This window comes from Streptomyces sp. NPDC093149, assembly GCF_044754145.1.
Taxonomy (GTDB): domain Bacteria; phylum Actinomycetota; class Actinomycetes; order Streptomycetales; family Streptomycetaceae; genus Streptomyces.
Window position 1 is genome coordinate 306936 of the sequence record NZ_JBIVON010000009.1, and the last position, 26167, is coordinate 333102.

Consider the following 26167-nt stretch of genomic DNA (forward strand, 5'->3'; position numbering starts at 1 on the left):
AAACGCGTTTGTGCAGCGTGCTGAGGTGCGTTCGCCCTGGCGCAGGTCATCGGGCGCCGTCCTAGACTCAACGGCGTGCACGACCTCGCCCCAATGGCCCGCTTCGGCGGCCTCGTCGCCTCCGATCTCCAGGACGTGACCAGTGATCCCGCAGCCCTCGACTCGTCCGGCTTCTGGGCCGTATCCGCCGATTTCGAGGGCCGCCTCGTCTGCGCGCGTTTCGGCACCGTACGCACCGAGGCGGTGCCCGCACCGGTGCGCGGCGCCTGGCGCGGGCCCGCGGCCGGTGACTGGAGCTCGTCCCTGGACCGTGCCGCGTACACGGAGGGCGTACGGCGGATCCGCGCGTACATCGCGGCGGGCGAGGTCTATCAGGCCAACCTCTGCCGGGTGATGACCGCGGAGCTTCCCGACCCCGCCGCCGCGGACGTGGACGCGCTGACCTCGCTGCTCGCGCGCGGCAACCCCGCTCCGTACGCGGGAACGATCCGGCTGCCCGCGCACGGCGTGGAGATCGCCACCGCGTCTCCCGAACTGTTCCTGAAGCGCGACGGCCGGACCGTCGAGTCCGGGCCGATCAAGGGCACCGGACGGACCGAGCACGATCTGCTGGAGAAGGACCACGCCGAGAACGTGATGATCGTCGACCTGGTCCGCAACGACCTCGGCCGGGTCTGCGCCACCGGAACGGTCGCGGTCCCCGACCTCTGCGTGGTGGAGAAGCACCCCGGCCTCGTCCACCTCGTCTCCACCGTGCGCGGAGAGCTGGCCGAGGGGGTCGGCTGGCCCGGACTCCTCGCTGCCGCGTTTCCGCCGGGCTCCGTCACCGGGGCACCGAAGTCCAGCGCGCTCCGGATCATCGAGGAGCTGGAGACCGCGCCGCGGGGGCCCTACTGCGGCGGTATCGGCTGGGTCGACGCCGACCGCCGCACCGCCTCCGTGGCCGTCGGCATACGGACGTTCTGGATCGACCGGACCGGGGACGCCCCGGTACTGCGCTTCGGCACCGGGGCAGGCATCACCTGGGGCTCCGATCCGGAAGACGAATGGGACGAGACCGAACTCAAGGCGTCCCGGCTGCTCGCCGTGGCGTCGGGTACTCACGAAACAATGGGAAGGACGGCGTGATGAGGATTTGGGTCAACGGCGAACTGCGGGACGCCGACGACGCCCGGGTGTCCGTGCTCGACCACGGACTCACCGTGGGGGACGGCATCTTCGAGACGGTCAAGACCGTCGACGGCAGGCCCTTCGCCCTCACCCGTCATCTCGACCGGCTGGCCCGCTCGGCCCGGGGCCTGGGTCTCCCCGAGCCCGACCTCGACGAGGTGCGCCGTGCCTGCTCCGTCGTCGTGGAGGCCAACCCGATGGCGCTCGGCAGGCTGCGCATCACCTATACGGGAGGACTCTCCCCGCTCGGCTCCGACCGGGGTGACGCGGGCCCCGGCCTCGTCGTCGCCCTGGGGGAGGCGGGGCGCCGCCCCGACACCACTGCCGTGATCACCGTCCCCTGGACGCGCAACGAACGCAGCGCGCTCGCGGGACTGAAGACCACCTCGTACGCCGAGAACGTCGTCGCTCTCGCCCGCGCCCATGAGCAGGGCGCGTCGGAGGCGCTCTTCGCCAACACGGTCGGGCGGCTCTGCGAAGGCACCGGGTCCAATGTCTTCGTCGTGCTCGACGGACAACTGCACACCCCGCCGGTCGCCTCCGGCTGCCTCGCCGGCATCACCCGCGCGCTGGCCGTGGAGTGGACAGGGGCTCAGGAGACCGACCTGCCGTTCGACGTCCTGGAACGGGCCGAGGAGATCTTCCTGACCTCCACGCTGCGCGACGTGCAGGCCGTCCACCGGGTGGACGACCGGGCGCTGCCCGGCGCACGGGGACCGGTGACGGCCAAGGCCATGCGGATCTTCGAGGAGCGGGCCGGGAACGACCTCGACCCGTAGGACGTGCACCTCGGATCGGTAAAACCGGGTGACGGGCCCGGGATCGGCGGATAGAACGTTTCCGATGACCACGACCCTCCGGCCCACGGGGCCGATCCAGCAAGGTGCCGACGGCGCGAAGAGCCGCGCGTACGACGTGTGCGACAACGGACGCCCGGTCGGCGCCGTCGAGATCGGCACGGATCCGAGGTTCGGTGCGAGGGCCGGCGAGCTCCGCTCCCTGCGCATCGACGAGCCGAGCCGGCGGCGAGGCCGTGGCACCATAGCCGCGCTCGCCGCCGAAGAGGTGCTGCGGGCATGGGGGTGCGACCAGGTGTCCCTCTCGGCGCCGGCGGACAACGAGGGAGCCCGGCGGCTGGTCGCCGCGCTCGGCTACGCCGAACGCAGCCGGAACATGCTCAAGCACCTCGGCCCGACGGCTCCGGAGCTCCCGGAGGGTGTCGACGCCCGCCCGATGAGCGCCGAGGAGTTCGCGCAATGGCGACGCACCAGCGTCGACACGTACGCGCAGTCCTGGATCGACCGGGGCGTCCCCGTCGATCAGGCCCTGCAGAAGTCCCGGTCCGACCATGCCCGTAACCTGCCGAACGGCATCGACACCGCGGGCATGCTTTTCCAGGTGCTGGTCGTCGGGGGCGCGGTCGTCGGCCACGTGTGGGTGTCGGTGCGCGAAGGCACCTCAGGTGAAATGACCGGATTCGTCTTCGATGTCGAGGTGGGCGAGGCGTACCGGGGCCGCGGCCATGGACGTGCCCTGATGCGGCTGGCCGAGCGCATCACGCTGGACGCGGGTGCCCATCTCCTCGGGCTCCACGTCTTCGCGTCCAACACACCGGCCCTGCGGCTGTACGAGTCGCTCGGATACCGGACGACTCAGTACAACCTGAGCAAAACGCTGTAGGGCGTTCGGGAGCGGCCCCGTTCGTTCCGGGGCCCCGACGGTTCAGTCCCGCTCGGCGAGCAGCCGGTCGGCGATCTCCTCGATGCGCTCGCGCAGTCCGTCCTGGCTCCTGCCGCCGTCCAGCCGCTCGTCACCGATCACATAGGTCGGCGTGCCGGTGACCCCGATCGCCTTGCCCTCGGCCTGGTCGGCATCGACGATCAGCATGTGGCGTCCGTCGATCAGGGCGGTGTCCATCTCCTCCGCGTCCAGGCCGAGTTCTTGTGCCACCTCGATCAGGAGCGGTTCACCGGCGCGGCCGAGATCGGCGGTGCGGGCGAGAACCGCCTCGATGTACGGCCAGCCCCTGCCCTGTTCCGCCGCCTCCTCGGCCGCCTGCGCGGCGGCGTAGGCATGCTTGTGCTTCTCCAGCGGGAAGTGCCGCAGCCGCACCTCGATACGGTCCCCGTATCTGGCCCGCAGGGCCTGTACATCGGTGAGGGCCTGGTGGCAGTCGGGGCACTGGAGCTCGCACCAGAGGTCGAGGACGACAGGGGACGCGAGGGTGGAATCGCTCATGCGGCCAGTCTCCCAGGGCTCCTCCCCGCGTCCCAACCGGCACCCGGCCCCGTTCCGGCCCGGGATGACCGCAGCGCGGCCGTATCGGCACCTGGGGATGATCCCGGCCCTGAAATGTCCCTGATGTGGGCCCGGGCCGTGGCCGCTCGGCCGCTGGGCGGTGCAGGATGGAAGGGACGTTTCCCCTTGCGCCCTGGAGGCCCTGATGCTTGCCGAGACCATCTGCTCCGCGGTGTCCGCGGCGGGCCTGGGCATCGCCGCCGTCACCGCGTACCGGAAGCGCTTCCTCACCGCGGCCCGGATCGCCGCCTACTCCCTGGTCCCGATCGGCCTGGTGCTCACCGGGGTCGTGGACTGGGTCGTCGGCATCGCCTTCAAGCCCAGCGTCTGGCTCGGCTTCGGGCTGCTGGCGGTGGCCTGGTTGCTGTTCATGACCACGCGTGCGATCGAGCGCCGCGGCCTCGGAACCCGCAAGGAGCGCAAGGCCGCCGCGCGCGCGGCGCAGGGCGGAGCAGTCGCTCCCGCGGCTTCGGCGCCCTCCCTGGGGTCCGGACTTCCGGCGACCCGGACGCAGCCGGGCGCGCCGGCGAAGCCGGAGCGGTCCGCCGCGTCGGGCGACGACTTCAGCGACATCGAGGCCATCCTGAAGAAGCACGGCATCTGATCCGTGCCCCCCGCCCTCCCAGGGCGGGGGGCAGGCGTACCCCTGGTGATGAATCGATTCAGGGATCACCTTGACGACCTCCGGGGATGCAGCTAGCGTCCCGAGGTCGGATTGAAACAATTCATTGTGCAGTGGTGACACCCGGGCGGCGGACCGGGACGACGGGGTTCCGTGCAACGGCGTCCGTACGATGGTGCGACGCCGCGGACCCGTGCGGCAGAGGGCATCGGTGGGGCAGGGCAAGTGGCGCGTGTGGCAGGGATCAAGGATGTGGCCCGGCAGGCCGGAGTCTCCGTGGGCACCGTGTCCAACGTGATCAACCGGCCCGAGGCGGTGCTGCCGGAGACCCGCGCCCGGGTGCTGGCGGCCATCGAGGAACTCGGTTACGTCCGCAGCGAGTCGGCCCGGCAGCTCAGGGTGGGTCGCAGCCGGATCATGGCCCTGCTCGTCCTCGACATGGGCAACCCGTTCTTCGTCGACGTGGCCCGTGGCGCCGAGCGTGCCGCCCGTGCGGCCGGCCTCGGTGTCATGGTCTGCAACAGCGACCAGAGCCCGGCGGAGGAAGCCGAATACCTCGGACTCTTCGCTGAACAGCGGGTGTGCGGCGTGCTGGTCACCCCGGCCGACGCGACCGGCCGCAACCTGGAGACGTTCAGCCGCCACCGCATCCCCTACGTGCTGGTGGACCGGGTGGCGTCGGGCACGGGGACGTGCGCGGTCTCCGTCGACGATGTGCGCGGGGGCGCTCTCGCCGTCGGCCATCTCGTGTCGGCCGGGCACCGCTCGGTGGCCTACGTCAGCGGCCCCGGCGACCTCCACCAGATCAGGGACCGGCGCGAGGGGGCCCTGTCGGCACTGGCCGATGCCGGACTGCCGCCCGAAGCACTCGTCGAGATCCCCTCCGACCGCCTGGACGTGGCCGCCGGTCGCGACGCCGGGGCCCGGCTGCTCGGTCTCGTTCCCCGGCCGACCGCGGTGTTCTGTGCCAACGACCTGCTCGCCCTCGGCGTGCTTCAGGCCCTGTACGCGGCGGGCGTGCGCGTGCCGCACGACATCGCCATCGTCGGCTACGACGACATCGAATTCGCCGCAGCCGCCGCCGTGCCGCTCACCTCGGTCCGTCAGCCGGCGGTCGTGATGGGCCGGATGGCCGCGGAACTCCTGCTGGAGGAAGCGGACGACGAGGACGGCACCCACGAGCATCGCGGCGTGGTGCTCCAGCCGGAGCTCGTGGTGCGCGCCTCCAGCGCGGCGCCGCGCTGAGACCGGGGGCCCGTCGGCTTCGCCCCCGCTCGCGCCGTTCCCGTCCAACTCCGCGACCGCGGGGCGGATTTCGGCTATCCGGTCGACCCCGGCGCTTTTGGTGGTGTGTCGGGGCCGGTCGGGCCGTGTGCCCGCGGTTCCCGAATTCGGTGTGTGCGATGCGGTGTTGGGCAACGCCGTGCCCGCGCGGGGCCGTTCACCGGCAGCCGTGCCGAAAACCTGACGGCCGATCGGACGCCGGAGCGAATTCCGCCCGGTGCGGGGGTGGGTGAACTCCCCGTGCGAAAAGGCGTGTTGATCGCCAACGGGGGCCGAACTGAGTCATGATCGTCACGAGATGGTCGACACCTCCCCGGGCGATGCCCCCGCACCCCCTGCCGAAGAGCCGCGCGGCTGCCTCTTCGCGCTTTCCCAGCCCCCTCTGATGATCTTCCTCGCGGTGATCGGCAGCCTGCTGCTGATGGCCGCGGTGCATGATCTCTTCATGCTGTGAACGGTCAGCCGGCCGCTTCCTTGCGGCGTGCCCGGTACGCGGCCACATGCAGACGATTACCGCAGGTCCGGCTTGAGCAGTAGCGGCGGGAGCGGTTGCGCGAGAGGTCGACGAAGGCGTGCCGGCAGTCCGGCGCCTCGCAGCGCCGAAGCCGTTCCTGCTCGCCCGCCACCACGATGAAGGCCAGCGCCATGCCGCAGTCGGCCGCGAGGTGATCGGCGATCGAGGCGTCCGGCGCGAAATAGTGCACATGCCAGTCGTAGCCGTCGTGGTTGCTGAGCTGCGGCGTGGTGCCGGCGGCGGCCACGAGGGCGTTGACGAGCGAGGCCGCGGTCCGGGCGTCGTCCGTGGCGAAGATCGCGGCGAAACGTGTGCGCACGTCCCTTACGGCGCGCAGGTCCTTCTCGTGGAGCTCGCCCACGCCGCTGATGCGATGGCGTCGCGCGAAGTCGTACAGCGCTTCGATACCGGCGAGCCCGTCGGCCGGCCCGGCCTCCGGCTGTCCGCTCCCCGGTGGCTCGCTCTCCGGTGCGGTGTTCAGCAGATCGACCACCGTGTCGAGGGCGATCCGGGTGTCGTGGGGGATCAGCACGCTTTCGCTCCCTGGCCTCCGGCGGGCGGGTGTCCGCCGATGCCGGCTGACTCTACTGGCTCGGCGGCGTCGCACAGGGGTCGAGAGGGCCCGTCACGGGTGCTGGGAGCGCTTACCGGCCACCTGGTGACACTGTGGGGCCGCAGACGTCCGTCCGGGCCCGGAGGGGCTCCCCGGAGCCTCGGCATGCGCGGACGGTGCGTGGGGCGTGCGCGTACGGCCACGGGGTGGCGTGCGCCGACGCCGTCACCACGGTGGATTCCGTGATGACGGCGTCGGTGTCAGCCTTATGAGGTTGTCCGCGCGGCGCCGTCTCCCCGAGTCGGACGGCGCCGTGCAGCTCTCGGCCTGGCTCAGCTCTCGGCCAGGATGTGTGAGAGCTCCGTGTCGAGGTCGAAATGTCGATGCTCGGTGCCCGGCGGGACTGCGGCGTCGGTCCGCTTCAGGAACGACTCCAGCGCCCTCGCCGGGGCTTCGAGCAGGGCTTCGCCCTCTGGGGAGCTCAGTGCGATGCAGACGACGCCCTGGCCGTGACTACGGGATGGCCAGACGCGGACGTCTCCGGTGCCGGTGGGCCGGTGCAGCCCCTCGGCAAGGAGGTCACGGGCGAAAACCCATTCGACCGTTTCCTCCGCTCCGGTATGGAAGGTGGCGTGCACGGCATAAGGATCGGCCGTGTCATACCGCAGGCCCGCGGGTACAGGCAGTGAGGACTCGCTCGACACAACGAGGCGCAGGTGCAGCTCGCAGCTGACCGTGGTGTTCATAAGCGCCAGGGCCTTTCGCTCAGTGTGCGCTCGGGGATTCGCACGTCGGCGAAATCGACATGCCACCTACGGTGGCGTTGTAAACCCCTCTGACCTTTTTGTGTCCCTTCAGGTAGCTCGTACGGCGGTGTGTAACTTTGGGTTATGCGGCCATTCCGGTGACGAAGGCCGTTCCGGTAGGTTGGCTCCCATGAACGCGGAGAGCGACGAGCGGGGCGGGGGCGTCGTACCGGCGAAACCGTTGTCCGCCACGGGGGATGTGACGGAAGGCGTCACGGAGGGCGTGACCAGGGAGGGCCGGGAGCTCGGCTCCCGGGCGCCCGGTTTCATCAAGGCGTCCAGGACGCTGCATCTGAGCTGGCAGGTCGGCGTCTTCGTGGTCGGTCTCGCGGTGGTCGTGGCGGGGATCATCATGCTTCCGCTGCCCGGCCCCGGATGGCTGGTGATCTTCGGCGGCATGGCGATCTGGGCGACCGAGTTCGTGTGGGCGCAGCTGGTGCTGCGCTGGACGCGGAGGAAGGTCACCGAGGCCGCTCAGAGGGCGCTCGATCCCAAGGTCCGGCGGCGCAACATCCTCCTCACCGTGACCGGTCTGGTGATCATCGTGGTGCTGGTGGGGATCTATGTCTGGAAGTTCGGCGTCACCATGCCGTGGAAGATCCACGAGTGACCCGGGCGTGGTCATGGGGCACCGCTGACATGGGGTAATGTTTGGCCTGCGCCCGGGCGATTAGCTCAGTGGGAGAGCGCTTCGTTCACACCGAAGAGGTCACTGGTTCGAACCCAGTATCGCCCACCCGGGACAGGGAGTCCGTGAGACCGCAGAGTCTCACGGACTCTCTGCATTTCTTCATCGATTCAATGGCCGTGGCCGTGCGCATCGCAGGAATCCACTCCTCGAGAAGAAACATCCGGATATCGGGATCGGAGTTCCGCGGCCGCCTCGCCGGATCACGGAATTACCGGAAGGCGTTCGGGCTCCGGACCTCGTCGGGCAATGTTTCCCGACGTCTTCCGGGACTCCACGCATTCAGGCAGGCCGAAAGCGCCTGCTGTGCGAATGCCAGGGGCAGTTCGGCCGTGCCCGCGCCGTGTCCGGCGCACCCCGCCTCAGGCCCCGACGGCCACCCGCCGGCCCGGGCCCGTGAAGCCCCCGGACCGGCCGTGCGGCACACCGTCAACGCATCCGGCCCAGGACCTCCTTCAGCCGTCGGGCATCGCGCAGCCGCTGCTCGTACGTCGCGCCGACCACCAGCAGCAGCACCCCGGCCAGCGCGGGCGGCAGCCAGCGCGGCAGCACGCCGACGACCTGGACGACGTACGGCGCGAGTTCGTGCAGAGCGTCCAGGGCCAGCACCGCACCACCGAGCAGCAGCAGCGCCTGCAGCCGCAGCCGTGCGCCTGCCAGGGTGATCACCAGCGCCGCCACGCCGAGCAGCAGCGGCCGCAACCAGTGCGGATCGGCCCACGCCGCGAAGAGACTCGGCACCGACGTCGCCGCGAGTCCCGCCCCGTACGCCGTCCACGACGACGCCTGCGGATCACGGCGCCGGCGCAGCACGCCGACCGCCAGGGCGGGCACCGTCACCGGGAGGGTGTACGCCTCCGGGACCGACACCCCCGAAGCCGACAGCCGAAGCCAGGCAGCCAGGACGAACAGCACCATCGCCACAGGGCCGGCCACCGGTCGCCGCTCGGGCCGCACAGCCGTGCCCGCCGCCAGTACCCCGCACAGCGCCAGCACCAGCGCGAGGAACGGCAGGTCCGGCACCGCCATGCCCACCGCCAGCACACCTGCGACGCCACCGGTCAGCTCGACCGGCAGAGCGGGCGGGCGGCTGCGCAGCCGCGCCCCGAGCAGCACCGTCACCGCGGGGACGACCAGCATGACCGGCGCCGCCCGATACCCGGCGAGCCCCAGCGATTCCCCGACCGCGCGGGCCAGCACCATCGCGCACACCACCGCGCCGCACGCCGGTACCGCCTGCACGAGCTGCGACATCCGCACCGCCTGCGCCGCCCGGACGGCCGGCCTCGGCGGCACCACCCGTGCCGCCGAGGCCGCGGCGCCGCCGAGCATCGCCGCGGCCGCCCCGAGCACCACCAGCAGCACCGTGAACGCCGCGTACGTCGCGGCCTCCGTGGCGAGCGACAGCGTCCCCGCGCCCGCCGCACCGAGCAGACCGCACACCAGCGCGGTCGCCCCCACCGCGCTCGGGCCGCCGCGCAGACCGCGTACCGCGACCGCGAAGACTCCGGCGGTCAGCGCCAATTGCACCGTCACGGCAGCGGCGTACGACAACCCCAGCACCGCGGGGAGGGCGGTGAGCCCCGCCCAGCCGAGCGCCACCGCCCCGGCCCCCGCGGCGGCCCGCCCCCCGGGGCCCGGCGACAGCACCGGTCCGGCAGCCCGCAGTACCCGCTCCCAGAACCAATGCACCGCCCCCAGCAGACCGGCCACCGCCAGCAGCACCACCGGCGCGGAGACCAGATGGGACCAGGCCGGCCCCCCGGCGGCCAGCGCACCTCGGACACCGCCGTCGGGCACCCCCGACCACACCCGGACCAGTCGCGTCACGGTACCGATCAGCGACATGCCGACCGCCGGCAGCGCGGCCAGCACCGCCCCCGCGGTCACCGCGGCCGAGGCCCACGCCAGGCCCTGCGCGACCGGGCGCGGCAGCGGAGCGCGCATCGCCGCCGGCAGCACCACACCGCACAGGAGGTACACCGGCACCGACCAGTCCCAGGTCACCCCGGCACGCAGCACACCGCCCACCGCCGCCACCCCGCAGAGCCCGGCCACCAGACCACCGGCCACCGCCTGCGCCGACGGTGCGCGCCACGCCCCGAACACCGCGACCGCCGCACCCGCGAGCAACAACGCGCCCGGTGCCGAAGCGGCCTGCACCCCATCGGCGGAGACCGACTGCGCCAGGGCCACCAGCAGCCCCACCAGACCCGTCGCCCAGCCACCGACGCAAGCCGCCACCCGTACCGCAACGCCCTTGGCCCAGAACGCGATCGCGCAGTCCGACGCGGCCGTCAGCAGCAGCGCCCAGCCGAACGTCGTGGCGCCCGCACCCGCCGACCACGCCCACAGCAGCAGCGGCAGCTGCGCGCTCACCACCGCGAGCGGCAGCGGCAGTCGGAGCCGGTCGAGAAGCAGTCCGTAGACCGTCCACAGTGCGGCGAGCACCGCCGCGGCGGCAGCGGCGAATCCGCGTCCGTCGGCCTCGGGCACGGCCACCCGGTGCAGCGCGTACGCGTCCAGCACCATCAGCACCGCCGCCAGCGCGGCGAGCGACTCGGCAGTCGAGGAGAGACCGCGCCGCAGCAGCACGGCAGGAGCGGCCAGCGCCGCCACCGTCACCACCGCGAGTACCGCCGAGCGGCCCGCGATCCCCATGTCGCCCCAGCTCACCAGGGTGAACGCGACAGCCGCCACGGTCAGCAGCAGACCGCCCAGGGTGAGCAGCACATTCTGCGCGCTGCGCGGGGGTCCGGCCGGTGCGGCGGGGTGTCCCGGCGGAGCCGCGAACGGCGGCGCCGGCGGCGCGGCGGATGACGCGACCGGGCTCCCGAGCACACTCAGCAACCAGGCACGACGCATCAGCAACTGGGACCGGCGGGCGTCCAGCCGGGCCAGCTCACGATCGAGGAGCGCCAATTCCTCGGCGGGTGGCGGCACATGTTCCATGGACCGGAGTGTGGCGCCGGCCACGGGACCGGACATGCGCTCGGATACTCAGTTCCCCGGCTGAGTACGAGCAGACTGGGGTCATGGACTGGAGTCGCTACCGATTCGTGAGTGTCTGGGACCTGCCGGGCCCGCCCGACACCGTGTACGAGATCCTCGGACGCCCCGACGACTACCCGTGCTGGTGGCCGCAGGTCCGTGAGGTCACCTCGGTCGACGACACCACCGGTACCACCCGGATCCGCTCCTTCCTCCCGTACGACCTCGTCATGACCGTCCGCGAACGCCGCCGCGACCCCGTGGCCCGGGTCCTCGAGGCGGCCCTCGGCGGGGACCTCGACGGTTGGGCCAGGTGGACGGTCACCGCGCGCGACGGCGGCAGCCGGGCCACCTACGAGCAGGAGGTCGAGGTCCGCAGACGGCTGATGCGGCTCCTCGCGGTGCCCGGACGCCCCGTGTTCCGGGCCAACCACGCCCTGATGATGCGTGCCGGACGCCGGGGCCTCACGGCCAGGCTGGAAGCGGTTTGAACCAGACCTGCCGGGCCCTGTATGGTTCAACCCGTTCCCGGGCGATTAGCTCAGTGGGAGAGCGCTTCGTTCACACCGAAGAGGTCACTGGTTCGAACCCAGTATCGCCCACCCGGGAGAAGCCGGTCCGTCAGCAGAATCGACGGACCGGCTTCTGCGTATTCAGTGCTGTGACCGGAAAGGTTCACCGGCACGGCCGTCCGGTCAAGCCGCGGCCGGGAGTTCCGGGCGCAGCGGCCACGCGGGATCCACCGTCTCCGCTGTGCCGTTCTTCGCGAACCACGCCTGGAGGCCCCGCGCCTGCGCCGCGTGCCAGACAGCCTGCAAGGTGTGCAGCTCCGGCGGCGTGAGCCGCTCCAGACGGGACGAGAAGCGCCGGGCCACGGCCCGTACCAGCTCCAGCGACGCCGTCGCGTCGGCCGCGGCGTCATGTGCGCCGTCCAGCACCACGCCGTACAGCTCGCAGAGATCGGTGAGGGTCCGCCGCCCCTTGCGGTACCGGTCCAGATGCTTGTCGAGCACGCGTGGATCCAGCACGCACAGCGGAGTGTTCTGCAGATAGCCGGCGAGCGACGACGCGCGATGACGCCTCAGCTCGCGGTCCAGCAGTGTCAGATCGAACGGAGCGTTCATCACGACGAGCGGCCGGCCGGCCGCGCACTGCTCGGTCAGCGCGCGGGCCATCTCCTCCATCACCGGCGCAGGCCAACGGCCGTTGCGCTGAAGGTGATCGTCGGTCAGACCGTGTATCTCGGTCGCCCCGACGGGTACCGGAACCCCCGGATTCACCAGCCAGCGGGTGACCCGCACCCGTCCGCCTGCCGTGTCCTGCACGACCAGGGCGGCCGACACGATCCGGTCCTCCTCGACGTCCACTCCCGTTGTCTCGGTGTCAAAAGCGGCCAGTGGCCCTTCGTACCAGTGAGTCATCCCCGAACTCCTCGTGCCCGAACGGCAGATGGCGTGATTCCCCTGCCCGGTCCGGTGATACCCGCCCTGTTTGCCTGATACGCCGTTTGCGGGCCGTCCCGTGCGGTGACAACACAAGTGACGGGCAAGGAAGTTGCCCGTCGTCCCCGCACCGAGGAACCGATCGGCGCAGCCCGGAAGGCACACGCAGCCATGGCGCTCGCGAAGCCCGAACCGAGCGGGCTGTTGCCCCAGCGGATCGCACCGCTGCGCGGCACACTCGCCACCACCGCCTGTATGGAGACTCTTCAGGTGGGCTACCTGCACGCGGTCGCGGCCGCGGCCGGATGTTCCCTGTCGCAGCCCTTCCCCGACAACGGCATCGACTGGCACGTCAGCCACGGCGCCCCCGGTCATGCCGTGGACGACGAAGTGACCATCAAGGTGCAGCTGAAGAGCACCTACCAGATCCCGCCGCAGCCGCCGGGACCCACGTTCGCCTTCACGCTCGACAACGCGCACCTCGTGAAGCTCGCCCGCACCCCCGTCTCGGTGCACAAGATCCTGGTCGTGATGATCGTGCCGCGCAGCCGGGACGACTGGCTGCGCGCCGGACACGACCGGCTCGACCTGCGGCACTGCTGCTACTGGACCAACCTGGCCGGCCATGCGGTGACGGGCCGGCACCGGACCACCGTGCGGATCCCGACCTCGCGCATATTCGACGACCGGGCACTCTGCGAGATCATGACCCGCGTAGGGGCGGGAGGGAGACCCTGATGCACCGGTCGATGGACGAATCCGCCGACGAAGCGATCCCGTCGGCCACCCGCCCGCACCCCGGCGAATCCGCGGTACCGCGGCCCACCGCCTTCCAGCCGCTCGGGGACGTCCCCGACCCCGCCCGTGTCGACCCCGCGGTCCTCGGCGCCCTGCTCGACCGGCACGGCTGGCACCGCCGCGGCGGTGCGACCGGGCGCTACAGCCGCTGGACGTCGCCGGGACCACCGGCCCCGCCCGGCGGGGGGACGAGCCTCCTCGTTCCCGACACCACTGCCTTTCCCGACAGCGAGGACCTTCTCGGCGAGGCGCTGACCGCGCTCGCCCGCAGCGCCGCCCCCTCCGCCCGCGAGGTCCTGATCTCCCTCGCCGTGCCCAGCGACGAGATCCGCTGGTGGCGCGAGGCCCCCGAACCGGTCGGGGGAGTGGCCGGAGCGGCCAGCTGGACGGGCGCGGAACAACTGCGCACCGCCGCCCGGCAGGTCCTGCTCGCCGGAGCCCTGGCCGTGCGGGGACGCACGGGCTACCACGGGGCGCGCCACCGCCGCCGGGCCCGCGCGGCCCTCGAAGGCGTCCTCGTCGGGCCCGTGTCCGACGGGCGCGACCTCACCGCGTTCGTCCCCGTGGAACCGGGCCGTGCCGTCGCCGTACGGCTCCACCACGCCTTGCACGCCACGCGCGCCGCCGTGGACTACCAGCGGGCCACCGGGGGGCTCGAAGCCTTCGACGCCGCCGTCGGGGCGGGCGTCAGCCGGGAACTCACCGAGGCCCTGATCACACTCGTCCGGGGCTCGGAAGGGGCCGGCGTCGCGCTCGAATGGGCACCCGCCGCCGGAATTCCCGAGGGCTGCCCGGTCCGCCCCGAGCCGGTGGAATTCACCCCGGGGGACCTGCCCGCCCTGCGCCTGGCGGGCGCCCGCTACCTGAGGGAGGAACCCGCGGTGACGGTACGGATCACCGGCGCCGTCGTCAGGCTGCGCCGCTCGGGACCGCGTGGCGCCGGGGTCGTGCGGCTGCGGGTGCTGGCCGGCGCCGAGGTACCGCACGTACGGCTGGAGCTGGACGAGGAGGCGTACCGGATCGCCGGCCACGCCCACCTGGTCGGGCTGCCGGTCCGGGTGGAGGGCAGGCTGGAGAGCCGAGGCGGCTTCCGGCGGCTGACCAGGGCCTCGCAGGTGGTGCCCGTGCAGGTGGACGAGGCGGAACGGGACCGGCTGATGAAGTCGCTCCAGGAGAACGTCGACTATTTCGAGGAGGCCTGCGCCGGCGAACAGTGACGTGGGGGTGTGCCGCGGGGGAGCGAGGGGCCTTCGCGGCTCGACCGTTTCGCAGAGGGGGCCCGCGGCTCGGTACGATTCGTATCGCACGCGCACCACGCATGGCGTGCGTACCCCCTGAGTCAGGAGAGACCGGTGTCAGACGTCCGTGTGATCATCCAACGCGATTCCGAGCGGGAAGAGCGCGTGGTGACGACGGGCACTACGGCTGCCGAGCTCTTCCCCGGCGAGCGCACCGTCGTCGCCGCCCGGGTCGCCGGTGAGCTGAAGGACCTCGCGTACGCCGTCGCCGACGGAGAGGTCGTCGAGCCTGTGGAGATCTCCTCCGAGGACGGCCTGAACATCCTCCGGCACTCCACCGCGCACGTCATGGCGCAGGCCGTGCAGGAGCTCTTCCCCGAGGCCAAGCTGGGCATCGGTCCGCCGGTCAAGGACGGCTTCTACTACGACTTCGACGTCGAGAAGCCGTTCACTCCCGAGGACCTCAAGGCCATCGAGAAGAAGATGCAGGAGATCCAGAAGCGGGGACAGAGGTTCTCCCGCCGGGTCGTGACGGACGAGGCCGCCCGTGAGGAGCTGGCCGACGAGCCGTACAAGCTGGAACTCATCGGCATCAAGGGCTCCGACTCCGTCGAGAACGCCGGCGACGGCGCGGACGTCGAGGTGGGCGGCGGCGAGCTGACCATCTACGACAACCTCGACCCGAAGAGCGGCGAGCTGTGCTGGAAGGACCTCTGCCGAGGTCCGCACCTGCCGACCACCCGGAACATCCCGGCGTTCAAGCTGATGCGGAACGCCGCGGCGTACTGGCGGGGCAGCGAGAAGAACCCCATGCTGCAGCGCATCTACGGCACCGCGTGGCCCACCAAGGACGAGCTCAAGGCGCACCTGGAGTTCCTGGAGGAGGCCGCCAAGCGCGACCACCGCAAGCTCGGCAACGAGCTGGACCTCTTCTCCTTCCCGGACGAGATCGGTTCCGGTCTCGCGGTCTTCCACCCCAAGGGCGGCATCATCCGCCGCACCATGGAGGACTACTCGCGCCGGCGTCACGAGGAGGAGGGCTACGAGTTCGTCTACTCGCCGCACGCCACCAAGGGCAAGCTCTTCGAGAAGTCCGGTCACCTGGACTGGTACTCCGAAGGCATGTACCCGCCCATGCAGCTCGACGAGGGCGTGGACTACTACCTCAAGCCCATGAACTGCCCGATGCACAACCTGATCTTCGATGCGCGCGGACGTTCGTACCGTGAACTGCCGTTGCGCCTCTTCGAGTTCGGCACGGTGTACCGGTACGAGAAGTCCGGCGTCGTGCACGGCCTCACTCGGGCCCGGGGCTTCACGCAGGACGACGCGCACATCTACTGCACCAAGGAGCAGATGGCGGAGGAGCTCGACAAGACGCTCACCTTCGTCCTGAACCTGCTCCGCGACTACGGTCTGACCGACTTCTACCTGGAGCTCTCCACCAAGGACCCGGTCAAGTTCGTCGGCTCCGACGAGGTGTGGGAAGAGGCCACCGAGACACTGCGCCAGGTCGCCGAGAAGCAGGGCCTGCCGCTGGTCCCGGACCCGGGCGGCGCCGCGTTCTACGGCCCGAAGATCTCCGTGCAGGCACGCGACGCCATCGGCCGTACCTGGCAGATGTCGACCGTTCAGCTCGACTTCAACCTGCCGGAGCGCTTCAACCTGGAGTACACGGGCCCGGACGGTGCCAAGCAGCGCCCGGTCATGATCCACCGCGCCCTGTTCGGTTCCATCGAGCGCTTCTTCGCGGTGCTCCTGGAGCACTACGCGGGTGCGTTCCCGGTCTGGCTGGCCCCGGTCCAGGCGGTCGGCATCCCGATCGGCGACGCGCACATCCCGTACCTCCAGGAGTTCGCGGCCAAGGCTCGGAAGAAGGGGCTCCGGGTGGAGGTGGACGCCTCCTCCGACCGGATGCAGAAGAAGATCCGCAACCAGCAGAAGGCCAAGGTGCCCTTCATGATCATCGCGGGCGACGAGGACATGGCCAACGGCGCCGTCTCCTTCCGCTACCGCGACGGATCGCAAGAGAACGGCATCCCCGTCGAGGACGCCCTGGCCAAGATCCAGCAGGCCGTCGAGGACCGCGTCCAGGTCTGACGGCCGCCGGGCCCGTATCCGGCCGGCGCGGGGTTCGGGCCCGACGGGAACGGAGTCGGAGGCCCTCGGAGAGCTACCCGCTCTCCGGGGGCCTCTTCTCGTCCTCCCGTCTGAACACATGCAACAACCACGACGAGAACGAACCGGTCACCGCGCCCAGCAGTCCCAGCCCGCAGGCCATCAGGCACGCCGCGACGGTGCGGCCGTTCGCTGTGACCGGGACCGTGTCCCCGTACCCCACCGTCGTGAGCGTCTCGCACGCCCACCACACCGCGTCACCGAAGGTACGGATCGAGGCCCCCTCCGCCAGGTGTTCCTCGTGGTACACGGCGAGTGCGGCGGAGAAGCCGAGCAGCAGAGCGGACGCACTCGCGTAGGCGATCACGCGGGCGTACAGGCTCAGCCTCGGCTGTTCCCTGCGGCGCTGGACCGCGGTGTAGACCCGGATCAGGCGCAGCGGCCGCAGCAGGGGGAGCAGCAGGACCAGCGTGTCCAGCCAGTGCACCCGCAGGAAGCGGTGGCCGAGCCCGCTGAGGCGGAGCCGCACGACGTAGTCCGCGGCGAAGAGCAGCCAGGTGGCGCAGACCAGGACGAGGGCGAGGCCGCGCCAGGGCTCCGCGTCGTGGGGAGCCAGCACGCGGACCGCGTAGCCGAGCAGGAAGAGCAGCGAGGCGCCGAGGAGCGGCAATTCCGTGCGCTGCTCCCAGCGCCTGAAACGAAGGGGGGCGGATTCCGCGGGCCGGTCGCTCATCGCCTCAGCATTGCCGGGCCCCGACGGGTGCGGCCCCGGCGACACGCTGCCGGGGGGCGAAGCAATATGCTGATCGGCATGACGAGTGAGCCGGAGCAGCAGATCGGAGTGGGGACGCCCGACGCGTTCCAGCGCCTGTGGACGCCCCACCGGATGGCGTACATCCAGGGCGAGAACAAGCCGACCGGTCCGGAGGCCGGCGACGGCTGCCCATTCTGTGCGATCCCGTCGAAATCGGATGAGGACGGGCTTGTCGTCGCGCGCGGCGAGAAGGTGTACGCCGTGCTCAACCTCTATCCGTACAACGGTGGACATCTGATGGTCGTGCCGTACCGGCACGTCGCCGACTACACCGAGCTGGACGGCCCGGAGACCATGGAACTCGCCGATTTCACCAAGCGGGCGATGGTGGCCCTGCGGGCGGCATCGGGCGCGCACGGGTTCAACATCGGGCTGAACCAGGGGGCTTCCGCGGGAGCCGGTATCGCCGCGCACCTCCACCAGCACCTGGTGCCGCGCTGGGGCGGCGACACCAACTTCATGCCGGTGATCGGGCATACGAAGGTGCTGCCGCAGCTGCTCGCCGATACCCGCAAGATGCTGGCCGACGCTTGGCCCGCGGCCTGATCCGAGCCGTCGTTCCCGCGTGGGCGCCCCGCTCGTGCCGGGGCGCCCACGCGCGTCTAGTGCTGTGGCCGGAAAGGTTCACCGGCTCGCGGCGCCCGGTACGGCACCTCGCCGCGTTGTCGCATCACCCGAGTGCGTCCAGCACGAGGGCGATCCTCCGCCTTGCGACGCGCCGCACCGGACGCCGCGAGCCTCCCGGCAAACCTTTCCGGCCACAGCACTAGGCGTCGTACAGGTCGGCCTTGCGCGGGGTCGGGTCCTGCACAGCTCCGCTCAGAATCATCGAGCGGTTGTCGAAGCGCTCGGTGTCGACGCCGTTCTCCTCCAGGACGCGCAGGGCGGCGGTGTGCACGGCGCGCAGGACGGGAGTGGCGGCGCGCATCGCGTCATCGGCCATGAAGCGGTGGCGCCACGGCTTCTCGGCCCAGGCGTGGCGCAGGCCGAACGGCTCGGGCAGGGCGATCTTGCCGCCCAGGTAGTCGAGGAGCGGCGGGTACCAGGTGAACGGGGCGCGCAGGGCCAGGCGCACGACCTCGTGGGGCTCGACCAGTGCGAGGGTGATGTCGCGGGTCTCCCAGAACCGGACGGTCTTGTTGACCGTCTTCGTCTTCGCCGACGGCTTGCTGGTGAAGAGCGAGTGGACCGGTCCGAGCGCGTGCCCGGTGACCTCGATGCGCAGGGTTTCGTAGAGCACGGTGACCGTGATCATCATGGTGATGACCAACTGGCCGTCCCAGAGCGTGAACTGAACGCCCAGATAGTGCCGGTCCCCGCCGCCGAACTGCTGGTGGTTGCAGATCCGCTGTATCTCGTGCGGCTTGACCTGGAAGGTGGCGACGTCCTCGCCGTCGGGGCGGGAGATCGAGTCGGCGTTCTCGCCGACGGGCGACACGATCCAGTGGGTGACCGACGGAGTGGGAAATCCTCCGGTGTTCAGCGGGCCGCGCTCCAGCACCTTGAGCTGGTCGTGGATGGCCCGTATCAGGTCCCAGCTGCGGAACTGGTGGAATTCCTTGCCGGGCTCCTTGGAGACGAGCTCCTCGGCGAGCTGCCAGCTGCCCCAGCGGGTGCCCATGCCGAGGATTCCCTTGGGGCCCGCGTAGAAGACCGAGTTGGACTGCTGCTCCGCGGAGAGCTTCTCCAGGCCCTGGCGCAGTGCCTCGCGGGCGGTCTCGTTCGGGTTCTTGGGGACGGCCTCAGGGATCTTGGCGATGACGCCGCCGCCGGAGAGCAGCCCTTCCCAACGGGCGCGCATGTCCTTGGCGGAGGACTCGGCGATCCGCCTGGCGAGGAGCCAGCCGACGACGGGGGCGACGATCATCGCCCGTGCGTAGATCGCCAGGAATCCGGTGAGCGGCAGCTTGATCAGGAAGAACAGGGCCACGATGCCGACGACCGGGAGCAGCGCGTTGCCCAGGGCGGCGAGGGCCTTGTCCTTGGTGCCGCTGAGCCCGTCGCGCAGCCGGAAGGTGATGACCCACAGGAGCATTCCGGGCAGGAAGAGAAAACCGAACAGGGCGGTGATGGCGGTCAGTTTGGTGTCGCGTGCCCTGCGGAGGCGGGACGCGGACAGGCAGTGCTCGACCACCGTCTGCGGGTCGGTCCCGAAGGACTGGACGAGAGCCTTCCGGGCGCCGCCCAGCATCCGCTCCTGGACGGCACGGGAGAACGCCTCACCGAGATTGGGCTTGAAGTAGTCGGACTTCAGGAACTTGGAACGGCCCGCCTTCACTTCGGACTTGTGCCACTCGCTGTTGGCGTCAAGGATCTGCTCCACCGGGCTGTCGCGGTACGCCGCCGAGGCGAGTGCGTTCGTCGCCACCGCCTGTCCGCCCGAACCCTGGATCGGGATCTGTGCTCCCGGAGAGAAATCGAATCCGTCGTTGGCCACTGTCGCCCCCACTCGCCGCCGAGCATCTGCTCCTGCGGCTGTTTCCCAACTGCCGTGCCCGGCACACCTTCTGAGCTGGGACCACAGCGTATCGTCCGGATCAATGCGCTGCCCGCCCTTGTGGACAAGGGCGGGCGGCACAGTCGATTATGCGTCGTTCGGGTTGTTCTGCTGCTGTTCGCGGATGCGTTCCGCGAGCTGTGGAGGCATGGCCTCATGCCGGGCGTACGCCCGGTCGAACCGGCCGGCGCCATGGGACAGGGAGCGCAGGTCGATCGCGTAGCGGCCGATCTCCAGTTCGGGCACCTCGGCCCGCACGAGTGTGCGGCCGGCGCCGGACTGCTCGGTCCCGATCACCCTGCCGCGCCGCCCCGACAGATCGCTCATCACCGGCCCCACGTAGTCGTCCGGGACCAGGACCTGGACCTCGGCGACGGGTTCGAGGAGCTGGATGCGGGTGTCCGCGGCCGCTTCGCGCAGGGCCAGCGCGCCCGCCGTCTGGAACGCGGCGTCGGAGGAATCCACCGAGTGCGACTTCCCGTCCCGCAGGGTGACGCGTACGTCGACGAGCGGGTGTCCCGCCGCCACTCCGCGGGCGGCCTGGGCGCGCACGCCCTTCTCGACGGAGGGGATGAACTGGCGCGGCACCGCCCCGCCGACCACCTTGTCGACGAATTCGATGCCCGAACCCGGCGGCAGCGGTTCCACGTCGATCTCGCAGATGGCGTACTGACCGTGGCCGCCGGACTGCTTCACATGCCGGCCGCGCCCGGTCGAGGGGGCTGCGAAGGTTTCCCGGAGCGACACCTTGTGGGGTACGGCGTCGACCTGGACGCCGTAGTGGCTGCGCAGCCGGTCCAGGGCCACGTCCTGATGGGCCTCGCCGAGACACCACAGAACCACCTGGTGGGTGTCCTGGTTCTGTTCGAGGCGCATGGTCGGGTCCTCGACGACGAGCCGCGAGAGTCCCTGGGAGAGCTTGTCCTCATCGGCCTTGCTGTGTGCCTCGATGGCGAGCGGCAGCAGCGGGTCGGGCGTCGTCCAGGGGTCCATCAGCAGCGGCCGGTCCTTGGCGGAGAGGGTGTCCCCGGTCTCGGCGTCACCCAGTTTGGCGACGCAGGCCAGATCTCCGGCGATGCATGCCGTGAGAGGACGCTGCTGTTTGCCGAAGGGCGAGGAGAGCGCGCCGACGCGGATCTCCGCCTCGTGGAAGGGCCGGGGCTCGTGTCCGGGAGCGGTGAGGCCGTGCCCGAAGACGTGGACGGTTTCGTCGGGACGCAGGGTGCCGGAGAAGACCCGGACGAGGGAGACCCGGCCGACGTACGGGTCGGAGGCGGTCTTGACGACCTCGGCGACCAGCGGGCCCCGCGGATCGCAGGTCAGGACGGGCCGAGGGGCTCCGTGCAGGGGGGTCACCTCGGGCAGGGGACGCTCCAGCGGGGTGGGAAAGCCGCCGGTGATCAGGTCCAGCAGCTCGACCGTGCCGATGCCCTGGCGGGCGCCCTCGGCGGCGGGGGCCGCGGTGAGCACGGGGTGGAAGGCGCCGCGGGCGACGGCGCGTTCCAGGTCGTCGACGAGCGTCTCGATGTCGATCTCCGCCCCGTCGAGGTAGCGGTCCATCAGGGTCTCGTCCTCGCTCTCCGCGATGATTCCCTCGATGAGCCGGTTGCGGGCCTCCTGGAGCCGGGGCTGCTGGGCGTCGGCGGGCGGGTTCTCCCGTCGCCCGCCCGAGGAGTAGTCGAAGATCCGTTGGGTGAGCAGTCCGGTGAGCCCGGTGAGCGGTGCGTGCCCGTCGGGGCCTTCGGGGCCGAGGACGGGCAGATAGAGCGGGAGTACGGCGTCGGGGTCGTCGCCGCCGAAGATCTCTCCGCAGACCCGGGTCATCTCGTCGAACGAGGTGCGCGCCGTGTCGAGGTGGGTGACGACGATCGCCCGGGGCATGCCCACGGCGGCGCACTCCTCCCACACGGCGCGGGTGGCGCCCGCCACGGCGTCGGCCTCCTGCGCGGCGGAAACGACGAACAGGGCCGCGTCCGCCGCCCGCAGACCGGCCCTGAGTTCCCCGACGAAGTCGGCGTATCCGGGGGTGTCCAGCAGATTGATCTTGTACCCGCCCCATTCGACGGGTACCAGGGAGAGCTGTACGGAACGCTGCTGGCGATGCTCGATCTCGTCGTAGTCGGAGACCGTGGCGCCGTCCTCGACGCGGCCGGCCCGGTTGACCGCCCCCGCGGCCAGCGCGAGGGCCTCGACGAGGGTGGTCTTGCCGGAGCCGCTGTGGCCGACCAGCACCACATTCCGTACGGATGAGGGCCGGTCGGCCGTCGCTGCCCTGCCGGCGGCCCCGGTGTGTGCGTGTGTCCTGTCGCCCATGATGCGTGCCTCCCAGTGAGTGGCGCGGAGCGGGAAGAAGAACCGGCGCGGTGGGGAGAAGGTGCTGCTCGGGCACGACGAGCCGCCGCGGCGGCTGCGGCGACGCCCGCGGTAATTCGAGCTTTCCACTCGGGCCGGATTGCGTCCATACGTCGCGCCCCGCCGCGCGAGGCCGGGTGCCCGGACGGTGGAGTCCGGCGGGCGTGACTACGATGGGCCAGCCGGTGGCCGAAGGGGCCGCTCGGCCCACCGACCCTCGGGAAGGCCATGCTGAACAAGTACGCGCGTGCATTTTTCACGCGTGTCCTCACGCCGTTCGCCGCACTGTTGCTCCGTCTCGGCGTGAGCCCTGACGCGGTCACGCTGATCGGTACGGCCGGGGTGGTGGCAGGTGCGCTGGTCTTCTTCCCGATGGGAGAGTTCTTCTGGGGCACGATCGTCATCACGATCTTCGTGTTCTCCGACCTCGTCGACGGCAACATGGCCCGGCAGGCCGGCATCTCCAGCCGCTGGGGCGCGTTCCTGGACTCGACCCTGGACCGGGTCGCCGACGGCGCGATCTTCGGCGGGTTCGCGCTCTGGTACGCGGGCAACGGCGACGACAACGTGCTGTGCGCGGTCGCGATCTTCTGCCTGGCGAGCGGCCAGGTGGTCTCGTACACGAAGGCGCGCGGCGAGTCGATCGGGCTGCCGGTCGCGGTCAACGGGCTCGTGGAGCGCGCCGAGCGGCTGGTGATCTCGCTGGTCGCGGCCGGATTCGCCGGTCTTCACAAGTTCGGCGTCCCGGGGATCCAGATCCTGCTGCCGATCGCGCTGTGGATCGTCGCCGCGGGCAGTCTGGTGACGCTGGTGCAGCGGGTCGTGACCGTACGCCGCGAGTCCGCGGAGGCCGATGCGGCCGATGCGGCCAAGGCCGCAGCTGCGGACCGGGGGAGCGGGGCCGCGCAGTGAGCAGCGCACCAGGCGGAGCACGGACCGGCCTGCGGGACCGGCTGACCGACGGGCTGTACGGGCTCGGCTGGGCCGCCGTGAAGAAGCTCCCCGAACCGGCCGCCCGCGCTCTCTTCCGCACCATCGCCGACCAGGCGTGGAAGCGCCGGGGCAAGGGCGTGCTGCGGCTGGAGTCGAATCTGGCGCGGGTCGTGCCCGGGGCGTCCCCGGCCCGGCTCGCCGCGCTCTCCAAGGCCGGGATGCGCTCGTACATGCGCTACTGGATGGAGTCGTTCCGGCTGCCAACCTGGAGTCCGGAACGGATCAAGGCGTCCATACACGTGACGGACGCCCACCGGCTGACCGACGGGCTGGACGCGGGGCGCGGTGTCATCCTCGCCCTCCCGCACCTGGGGAACTGGGACCTCGCGGGAGCCTGGGTCACCACCGACCTCAAGGTGCCCTTCACCACGGTCGCGGAGCGGCTCAAGCCCGAGACGCTGTACGACCGGTTCGTGGCCTACCGCGAGGGGCTCGGCATGGAGGTCCTGCCGCACAGCGGCGGCACGGCCTTCGGCACCCTGGCGCGGCGGCTGCGCGCGGGCGGCCTGGTCTGTCTGGTCGCCGACCGTGATCTGTCGGCGTCCGGGGTCGAGGTGACGTTCTTCGGCGACACCGCGCGGATGCCCGCGGGACCGGCGCTGCTGGCCCAGCAGACCGGGGCGCTGCTCCTGCCGGTCACACTCAGTTATGACGACACCCCCGTGATGAAGGCGCGCATCCATCCGCCGGTCGAGGTGCCGGAGTCAGGCAGTCGTGCGGAGACGACGTCCTCGATGACACAGGCGCTGGCCGATGCCTTCGCCGTCGGGATCGCCGAGCATCCGGAGGACTGGCACATGCTGCAGCGGCTCTGGTCGGCCGACCTGGAGAACCGGGAGGACCGGCCTTGAAGATCGGCATCGTGTGCCCGTACTCCTGGGACGTCCCGGGCGGCGTGCAGTTCCACATCCGGGACCTGGCCGAACACCTGATCCGTCTGGGACATCAGGTGTCGGTGCTGGCACCCGCCGACGACGAGACGCCGCTGCCGCCCTACGTGGTCTCGGCCGGCCGGGCCGTGCCCGTCCCGTACAACGGCTCCGTGGCCCGGCTGAACTTCGGCTTCCTCTCGGCCGCCCGGGTACGTCGCTGGCTGCACGACGGCACCTTCGACGTGATCCACATCCACGAGCCGACCTCCCCTTCGCTGGGCCTGCTCGCCTGCTGGGCCGCGCAAGGGCCGATCGTCGCCACCTTCCACACCTCCAACCCGCGCTCCCGGGCCATGATCGCCGCGTACCCGATCCTGCAGCCCGCGCTGGAGAAGATCAGCGCGCGGATCGCGGTGAGCGAGTACGCGCGCCGGACCCTGGTCGAGCACCTGGGCGGCGACGCGGTCGTCATCCCCAACGGGGTCGACGTCGACTTCTTCGCCACGGCCGAACCCAAGGCCGAGTGGCAGTCGAAGGGGGCGCGAGGCCCGGTCGAGAGCGGTGGCGGGAGCCGGGAGGGCGGCACGATCGGCTTCATCGGGCGCATCGACGAGCCCCGCAAGGGCCTGCCCGTCCTGATGCGGGCGCTGCCTACGATCCTCACCGCACGCCCGGACACCCGGCTGCTGGTGGCGGGCCGCGGCGACGAGGAGGAGGCCGTCGCCTCGTTGCCCGAGGAGATGCGAGGACGCGTCGAGTTCCTCGGCATGGTGAGCGACGAGGACAAGGCACGGCTGCTGCGCAGCGTCGATGTGTACGTCGCCCCCAACACGGGCGGAGAGAGCTTCGGCATCATCCTGGTCGAGGCGATGTCGGCCGGCGCGCCGGTCCTCGCGAGCGATCTGGACGCGTTCGCGCAGGTCCTGGACCTGGGCTCGGCGGGCGAACTCTTCGCCAACGAGGATGCCGACGCGTTGGCGGCGGCGGCGATCCGACTGCTCGGCGACCCGGAGCGGCGTGCCGAACTGCGCGAGCGGGGCGCGGCGCACGTGCGGCGCTTCGACTGGTCGACGGTCGGCGCGGACATCCTCGCCGTGTACGAGACGGTGACGGACGGAGCGGCATCGGTGGCGGCCGACGAGCGCACGGGTCTGCGGGCGCGCTTCGGACTGGCGCGGGACTAGGGCCCCTCGTCCGGATCACGCCGGGCCTGCGGGACTGATCCGGTCCTATCCGGACGGAACGCCCCGGGGCTCTCGTCCGGATCACGCCGGGCCGGCGTGAACCGGTGCCGCGGGGCCGGGGTGCCCGGCGGCGAAGCCCGTCCGCCCGTGCCGGATCCGCCGCCGTCGGCGGGACGGTCACACCACCCCCCGGGCCGACGGTAGCCTTGCCGCCCGTGATCGAAACCCTCATCTGGATCGTCGTCGCGGTGGTCGCGATCGGTATGTACCTCAGCTGGACCGCCGGACGGCTGGACCGGCTGCACACCCGCATCGACGCCGCCCGTGCCGCACTCGACGCCCAACTCCTGCGCCGCGCCTCGGTCACCCAGGAACTGGCCACCTCGGGTGTCCTCGACCCGGCCGCGTCAATCGTGCTGTACGAGGCGGCGCACGCCGCCCGGCAGGCGGAGGAGGAGCACCGAGAGGTCGCGGAGAGCGAGTTGAGCACCGCGCTGCGGGCGGTCTTCGGCGAGCCGGCCCAGGTGGAGAGCGTGAAGGAGATCCCCGGTGGCGAGGAGGCGGCCCTTGAACTCGCCGCCGCCGTGCGCCGGGTCCCGATGGCCCGGCGGTTCCACAACGACGCGGTGCGGGCGGCACGCGCGCTGCGGCGGCACCGCACGGTGCGGTGGTTCCGGCTGGCCGGGCACGCGCCCTTCCCGCTCGCCTTCGAGATGGACGACGAACCGCCGGTCGCCCTGGCGGACCGCCCCGTCAGCTGACCCGGCCACCCGGCCACCTCGTGCGTGACCGGGCTCACAAGCCGTCCCGTACACGTTCAAAACGATCCACCGGCCTTCCATTGGCCCTTGCTGTGGACTGATCCCGGAGAGTTTGCTCAGCACTGCACCAATCAGCGCTTTCAGCGACTCTTTCTCCGAGTGAGGTCGATCC

The 26167-nt window shown here is 71.1% G+C and carries 24 protein-coding genes and 2 tRNA genes; 18 read left to right on the plus strand and 8 right to left on the minus strand.

All coding sequences use genetic code 11. From position 1 onward, the window contains the following. Positions 1–93: 93 nt before the first annotated feature. The 3 genes from ACIQCZ_RS26835 (at position 94) to ACIQCZ_RS26845 (ending at position 2850) form a co-directional block, all read left to right on the plus strand. Positions 94–1128: a chorismate-binding protein gene (locus ACIQCZ_RS26835; RefSeq protein WP_402285662.1), complete on the plus strand. Its 1035-nt coding sequence runs from the start codon at positions 94–96 to the stop codon at positions 1126–1128. Continuing rightward, entirely contained in the window at positions 1128–1949 is an 822-nt protein-coding gene (locus ACIQCZ_RS26840; RefSeq protein ID WP_402285474.1) for an aminotransferase class IV, read from the plus strand. Before ACIQCZ_RS26835 ends, ACIQCZ_RS26840 begins: the two co-directional genes overlap by 1 nt. Positions 1950–2013: 64 nt before the next feature. Further along, the gene (locus tag ACIQCZ_RS26845; protein ID WP_402285476.1) at positions 2014–2850 is read left to right on the plus strand and encodes a GNAT family N-acetyltransferase; all 837 of its coding nucleotides are present in this window, start codon (positions 2014–2016) and stop codon (positions 2848–2850) included. Positions 2851–2892: 42 nt separating this feature from the next. On the opposite strand, the gene ACIQCZ_RS26850 is transcribed toward ACIQCZ_RS26845, so the two are convergent. After that, on the minus strand, positions 2893–3408 hold the full coding sequence (locus ACIQCZ_RS26850) for a DsbA family protein (protein WP_402285478.1): 516 nt from the start codon (positions 3406–3408) through the stop codon (positions 2893–2895). Positions 3409–3613: 205 nt separating this feature from the next. Between ACIQCZ_RS26850 and ACIQCZ_RS26855 the strand changes: the two genes are divergently transcribed. From ACIQCZ_RS26855 to ACIQCZ_RS26865, 3 genes are all read left to right on the plus strand, one after another. Further along, positions 3614–4072 carry a hypothetical protein gene (locus ACIQCZ_RS26855; RefSeq protein WP_402285481.1) on the plus strand — a complete coding sequence of 153 codons (459 nt, stop codon included), beginning with the start codon at positions 3614–3616 and terminating at the stop codon, positions 4070–4072. Positions 4073–4315: 243 nt separating this feature from the next. Then, complete coding sequence (locus ACIQCZ_RS26860) at positions 4316–5335, plus strand: LacI family DNA-binding transcriptional regulator (RefSeq protein ID WP_402285484.1); 1020 nt, start codon at positions 4316–4318, stop codon at positions 5333–5335. Between the two features lie 337 nt (positions 5336–5672). Beyond that, positions 5673–5828, plus strand: coding sequence for a hypothetical protein (locus ACIQCZ_RS26865; protein ID WP_351074278.1), 156 nt, complete (start codon positions 5673–5675; stop codon positions 5826–5828). A 4-nt stretch (positions 5829–5832) separates the two neighbouring features. On the opposite strand, the gene ACIQCZ_RS26870 is transcribed toward ACIQCZ_RS26865, so the two are convergent. Continuing rightward, the gene (locus ACIQCZ_RS26870) at positions 5833–6420 is read right to left on the minus strand and encodes a CGNR zinc finger domain-containing protein (RefSeq protein WP_402285487.1); all 588 of its coding nucleotides are present in this window, start codon (positions 6418–6420) and stop codon (positions 5833–5835) included. Between the two features lie 353 nt (positions 6421–6773). Next, positions 6774–7187 (minus strand): SsgA family sporulation/cell division regulator, encoded by a 414-nt coding sequence (locus tag ACIQCZ_RS26875; RefSeq protein WP_003959770.1) that lies wholly within the window; start codon positions 7185–7187, stop codon positions 6774–6776. A 190-nt stretch (positions 7188–7377) separates the two neighbouring features. Here ACIQCZ_RS26875 and ACIQCZ_RS26880 point away from each other — a divergent pair, with 190 nt between their 5' ends. Both ACIQCZ_RS26880 and ACIQCZ_RS26885 read left to right on the plus strand, forming a co-directional pair. Continuing rightward, positions 7378–7857, plus strand: coding sequence for a TIGR02611 family protein (locus tag ACIQCZ_RS26880; protein ID WP_402285490.1), 480 nt, complete (start codon positions 7378–7380; stop codon positions 7855–7857). 54 nt (positions 7858–7911) lie between these two features. Then, positions 7912–7983 (plus strand) — tRNA-Val (locus ACIQCZ_RS26885). A 381-nt stretch (positions 7984–8364) separates the two neighbouring features. On the opposite strand, the gene ACIQCZ_RS26890 is transcribed toward ACIQCZ_RS26885, so the two are convergent. Then, a complete protein-coding gene (locus ACIQCZ_RS26890; protein WP_402285493.1) occupies positions 8365–10887 on the minus strand; it encodes an SCO7613 C-terminal domain-containing membrane protein in 2523 nt (840 codons plus the stop codon). Between the two features lie 83 nt (positions 10888–10970). Between ACIQCZ_RS26890 and ACIQCZ_RS26895 the strand changes: the two genes are divergently transcribed. Then, complete coding sequence (locus ACIQCZ_RS26895; RefSeq protein ID WP_402285495.1) at positions 10971–11417, plus strand: SRPBCC family protein; 447 nt, start codon at positions 10971–10973, stop codon at positions 11415–11417. Between the two features lie 39 nt (positions 11418–11456). Further along, positions 11457–11528: transfer RNA gene (locus tag ACIQCZ_RS26900), tRNA-Val, on the plus strand. Positions 11529–11621: 93 nt separating this feature from the next. Here the strand turns inward: ACIQCZ_RS26900 and ACIQCZ_RS26905 are convergent. After that, positions 11622–12347, minus strand: coding sequence for a 3'-5' exonuclease (locus ACIQCZ_RS26905; RefSeq protein WP_351074283.1), 726 nt, complete (start codon positions 12345–12347; stop codon positions 11622–11624). Between the two features lie 192 nt (positions 12348–12539). On the opposite strand from ACIQCZ_RS26905, the gene ACIQCZ_RS26910 reads away from it, so the two are divergent. The 3 genes from ACIQCZ_RS26910 (at position 12540) to thrS (ending at position 16504) form a co-directional block, all read left to right on the plus strand. Further along, positions 12540–13106, plus strand: coding sequence for a DUF4365 domain-containing protein (locus tag ACIQCZ_RS26910; RefSeq protein WP_376280500.1), 567 nt, complete (start codon positions 12540–12542; stop codon positions 13104–13106). Next, entirely contained in the window at positions 13106–14383 is a 1278-nt protein-coding gene (locus ACIQCZ_RS26915; protein ID WP_402285497.1) for a hypothetical protein, read from the plus strand. The genes ACIQCZ_RS26910 and ACIQCZ_RS26915 overlap by 1 nt, the downstream gene beginning before the upstream one ends. 135 nt (positions 14384–14518) lie before the next feature. Continuing rightward, complete coding sequence (gene thrS / locus ACIQCZ_RS26920; RefSeq protein WP_402285499.1) at positions 14519–16504, plus strand: threonine--tRNA ligase; 1986 nt, start codon at positions 14519–14521, stop codon at positions 16502–16504. Positions 16505–16577: 73 nt separating this feature from the next. Here thrS and ACIQCZ_RS26925 read toward each other — a convergent pair whose 3' ends face one another. Further along, positions 16578–17255: a potassium channel family protein gene (locus ACIQCZ_RS26925; protein ID WP_402285502.1), complete on the minus strand. Its 678-nt coding sequence runs from the start codon at positions 17253–17255 to the stop codon at positions 16578–16580. A 66-nt stretch (positions 17256–17321) separates the two neighbouring features. Between ACIQCZ_RS26925 and ACIQCZ_RS26930 the strand changes: the two genes are divergently transcribed. Continuing rightward, positions 17322–17882 carry an HIT domain-containing protein gene (locus ACIQCZ_RS26930; RefSeq protein WP_351074288.1) on the plus strand — a complete coding sequence of 187 codons (561 nt, stop codon included), beginning with the start codon at positions 17322–17324 and terminating at the stop codon, positions 17880–17882. A 220-nt stretch (positions 17883–18102) separates the two neighbouring features. Here the strand turns inward: ACIQCZ_RS26930 and ACIQCZ_RS26935 are convergent, their stop codons facing one another. Further along, a complete protein-coding gene (locus ACIQCZ_RS26935) occupies positions 18103–19773 on the minus strand; it encodes a hypothetical protein (protein ID WP_402285504.1) in 1671 nt (556 codons plus the stop codon). Between the two features lie 147 nt (positions 19774–19920). Next, positions 19921–22146: an elongation factor G-like protein EF-G2 gene (locus ACIQCZ_RS26940; RefSeq protein ID WP_402285507.1), complete on the minus strand. Its 2226-nt coding sequence runs from the start codon at positions 22144–22146 to the stop codon at positions 19921–19923. Positions 22147–22413: 267 nt separating this feature from the next. Here ACIQCZ_RS26940 and pgsA point away from each other — a divergent pair, with 267 nt between their 5' ends. From pgsA to ACIQCZ_RS26960, 4 genes are all read left to right on the plus strand, one after another. After that, positions 22414–23097, plus strand: coding sequence for a phosphatidylinositol phosphate synthase (pgsA, locus tag ACIQCZ_RS26945; protein WP_402285509.1), 684 nt, complete (start codon positions 22414–22416; stop codon positions 23095–23097). Continuing rightward, entirely contained in the window at positions 23094–24029 is a 936-nt protein-coding gene (locus ACIQCZ_RS26950; RefSeq protein ID WP_402285512.1) for a phosphatidylinositol mannoside acyltransferase, read from the plus strand. Before pgsA ends, ACIQCZ_RS26950 begins: the two co-directional genes overlap by 4 nt. Beyond that, the gene (locus tag ACIQCZ_RS26955) at positions 24026–25234 is read left to right on the plus strand and encodes a glycosyltransferase family 4 protein (RefSeq protein WP_402285514.1); all 1209 of its coding nucleotides are present in this window, start codon (positions 24026–24028) and stop codon (positions 25232–25234) included. The genes ACIQCZ_RS26950 and ACIQCZ_RS26955 overlap by 4 nt, the downstream gene beginning before the upstream one ends. Before the next feature lie 263 nt (positions 25235–25497). Then, positions 25498–25995 carry a hypothetical protein gene (locus ACIQCZ_RS26960; RefSeq protein WP_402285665.1) on the plus strand — a complete coding sequence of 166 codons (498 nt, stop codon included), beginning with the start codon at positions 25498–25500 and terminating at the stop codon, positions 25993–25995. The last annotated feature ends 172 nt before the right edge of the window (positions 25996–26167 follow it).

What these genes read in the sequence shown, in the direction of transcription:
- ACIQCZ_RS26835 (WP_402285662.1), top strand. Translation starts at nt 94, where the DNA reads ATGGCCCGCTTCGGCGGCCTCGTCGCCTCCGATCTCCAGGACGTGACC.
- ACIQCZ_RS26840 (WP_402285474.1), top strand. Translation starts at nt 1,128, where the DNA reads ATGAGGATTTGGGTCAACGGCGAACTGCGGGACGCCGACGACGCCCGG.
- ACIQCZ_RS26845 (WP_402285476.1), top strand. Translation starts at nt 2,014, where the DNA reads ATGACCACGACCCTCCGGCCCACGGGGCCGATCCAGCAAGGTGCCGAC.
- ACIQCZ_RS26850 (WP_402285478.1), bottom strand. Translation starts at nt 3,408, where the DNA reads ATGAGCGATTCCACCCTCGCGTCCCCTGTCGTCCTCGACCTCTGGTGC.
- ACIQCZ_RS26855 (WP_402285481.1), top strand. Translation starts at nt 3,614, where the DNA reads ATGCTTGCCGAGACCATCTGCTCCGCGGTGTCCGCGGCGGGCCTGGGC.
- ACIQCZ_RS26865 (WP_351074278.1), top strand. Translation starts at nt 5,673, where the DNA reads ATGGTCGACACCTCCCCGGGCGATGCCCCCGCACCCCCTGCCGAAGAG.
- ACIQCZ_RS26875 (WP_003959770.1), bottom strand. Translation starts at nt 7,187, where the DNA reads ATGAACACCACGGTCAGCTGCGAGCTGCACCTGCGCCTCGTTGTGTCG.
- ACIQCZ_RS26880 (WP_402285490.1), top strand. Translation starts at nt 7,378, where the DNA reads ATGAACGCGGAGAGCGACGAGCGGGGCGGGGGCGTCGTACCGGCGAAA.
- ACIQCZ_RS26890 (WP_402285493.1), bottom strand. Translation starts at nt 10,887, where the DNA reads ATGGAACATGTGCCGCCACCCGCCGAGGAATTGGCGCTCCTCGATCGT.
- ACIQCZ_RS26895 (WP_402285495.1), top strand. Translation starts at nt 10,971, where the DNA reads ATGGACTGGAGTCGCTACCGATTCGTGAGTGTCTGGGACCTGCCGGGC.
- ACIQCZ_RS26905 (WP_351074283.1), bottom strand. Translation starts at nt 12,347, where the DNA reads ATGACTCACTGGTACGAAGGGCCACTGGCCGCTTTTGACACCGAGACA.
- ACIQCZ_RS26910 (WP_376280500.1), top strand. Translation starts at nt 12,540, where the DNA reads ATGGCGCTCGCGAAGCCCGAACCGAGCGGGCTGTTGCCCCAGCGGATC.
- ACIQCZ_RS26915 (WP_402285497.1), top strand. Translation starts at nt 13,106, where the DNA reads ATGCACCGGTCGATGGACGAATCCGCCGACGAAGCGATCCCGTCGGCC.
- ACIQCZ_RS26925 (WP_402285502.1), bottom strand. Translation starts at nt 17,255, where the DNA reads ATGAGCGACCGGCCCGCGGAATCCGCCCCCCTTCGTTTCAGGCGCTGG.
- ACIQCZ_RS26930 (WP_351074288.1), top strand. Translation starts at nt 17,322, where the DNA reads ATGCTGATCGGCATGACGAGTGAGCCGGAGCAGCAGATCGGAGTGGGG.
- ACIQCZ_RS26940 (WP_402285507.1), bottom strand. Translation starts at nt 22,146, where the DNA reads ATGGGCGACAGGACACACGCACACACCGGGGCCGCCGGCAGGGCAGCG.
- pgsA (WP_402285509.1), top strand. Translation starts at nt 22,414, where the DNA reads ATGCTGAACAAGTACGCGCGTGCATTTTTCACGCGTGTCCTCACGCCG.
- ACIQCZ_RS26960 (WP_402285665.1), top strand. Translation starts at nt 25,498, where the DNA reads ATGTACCTCAGCTGGACCGCCGGACGGCTGGACCGGCTGCACACCCGC.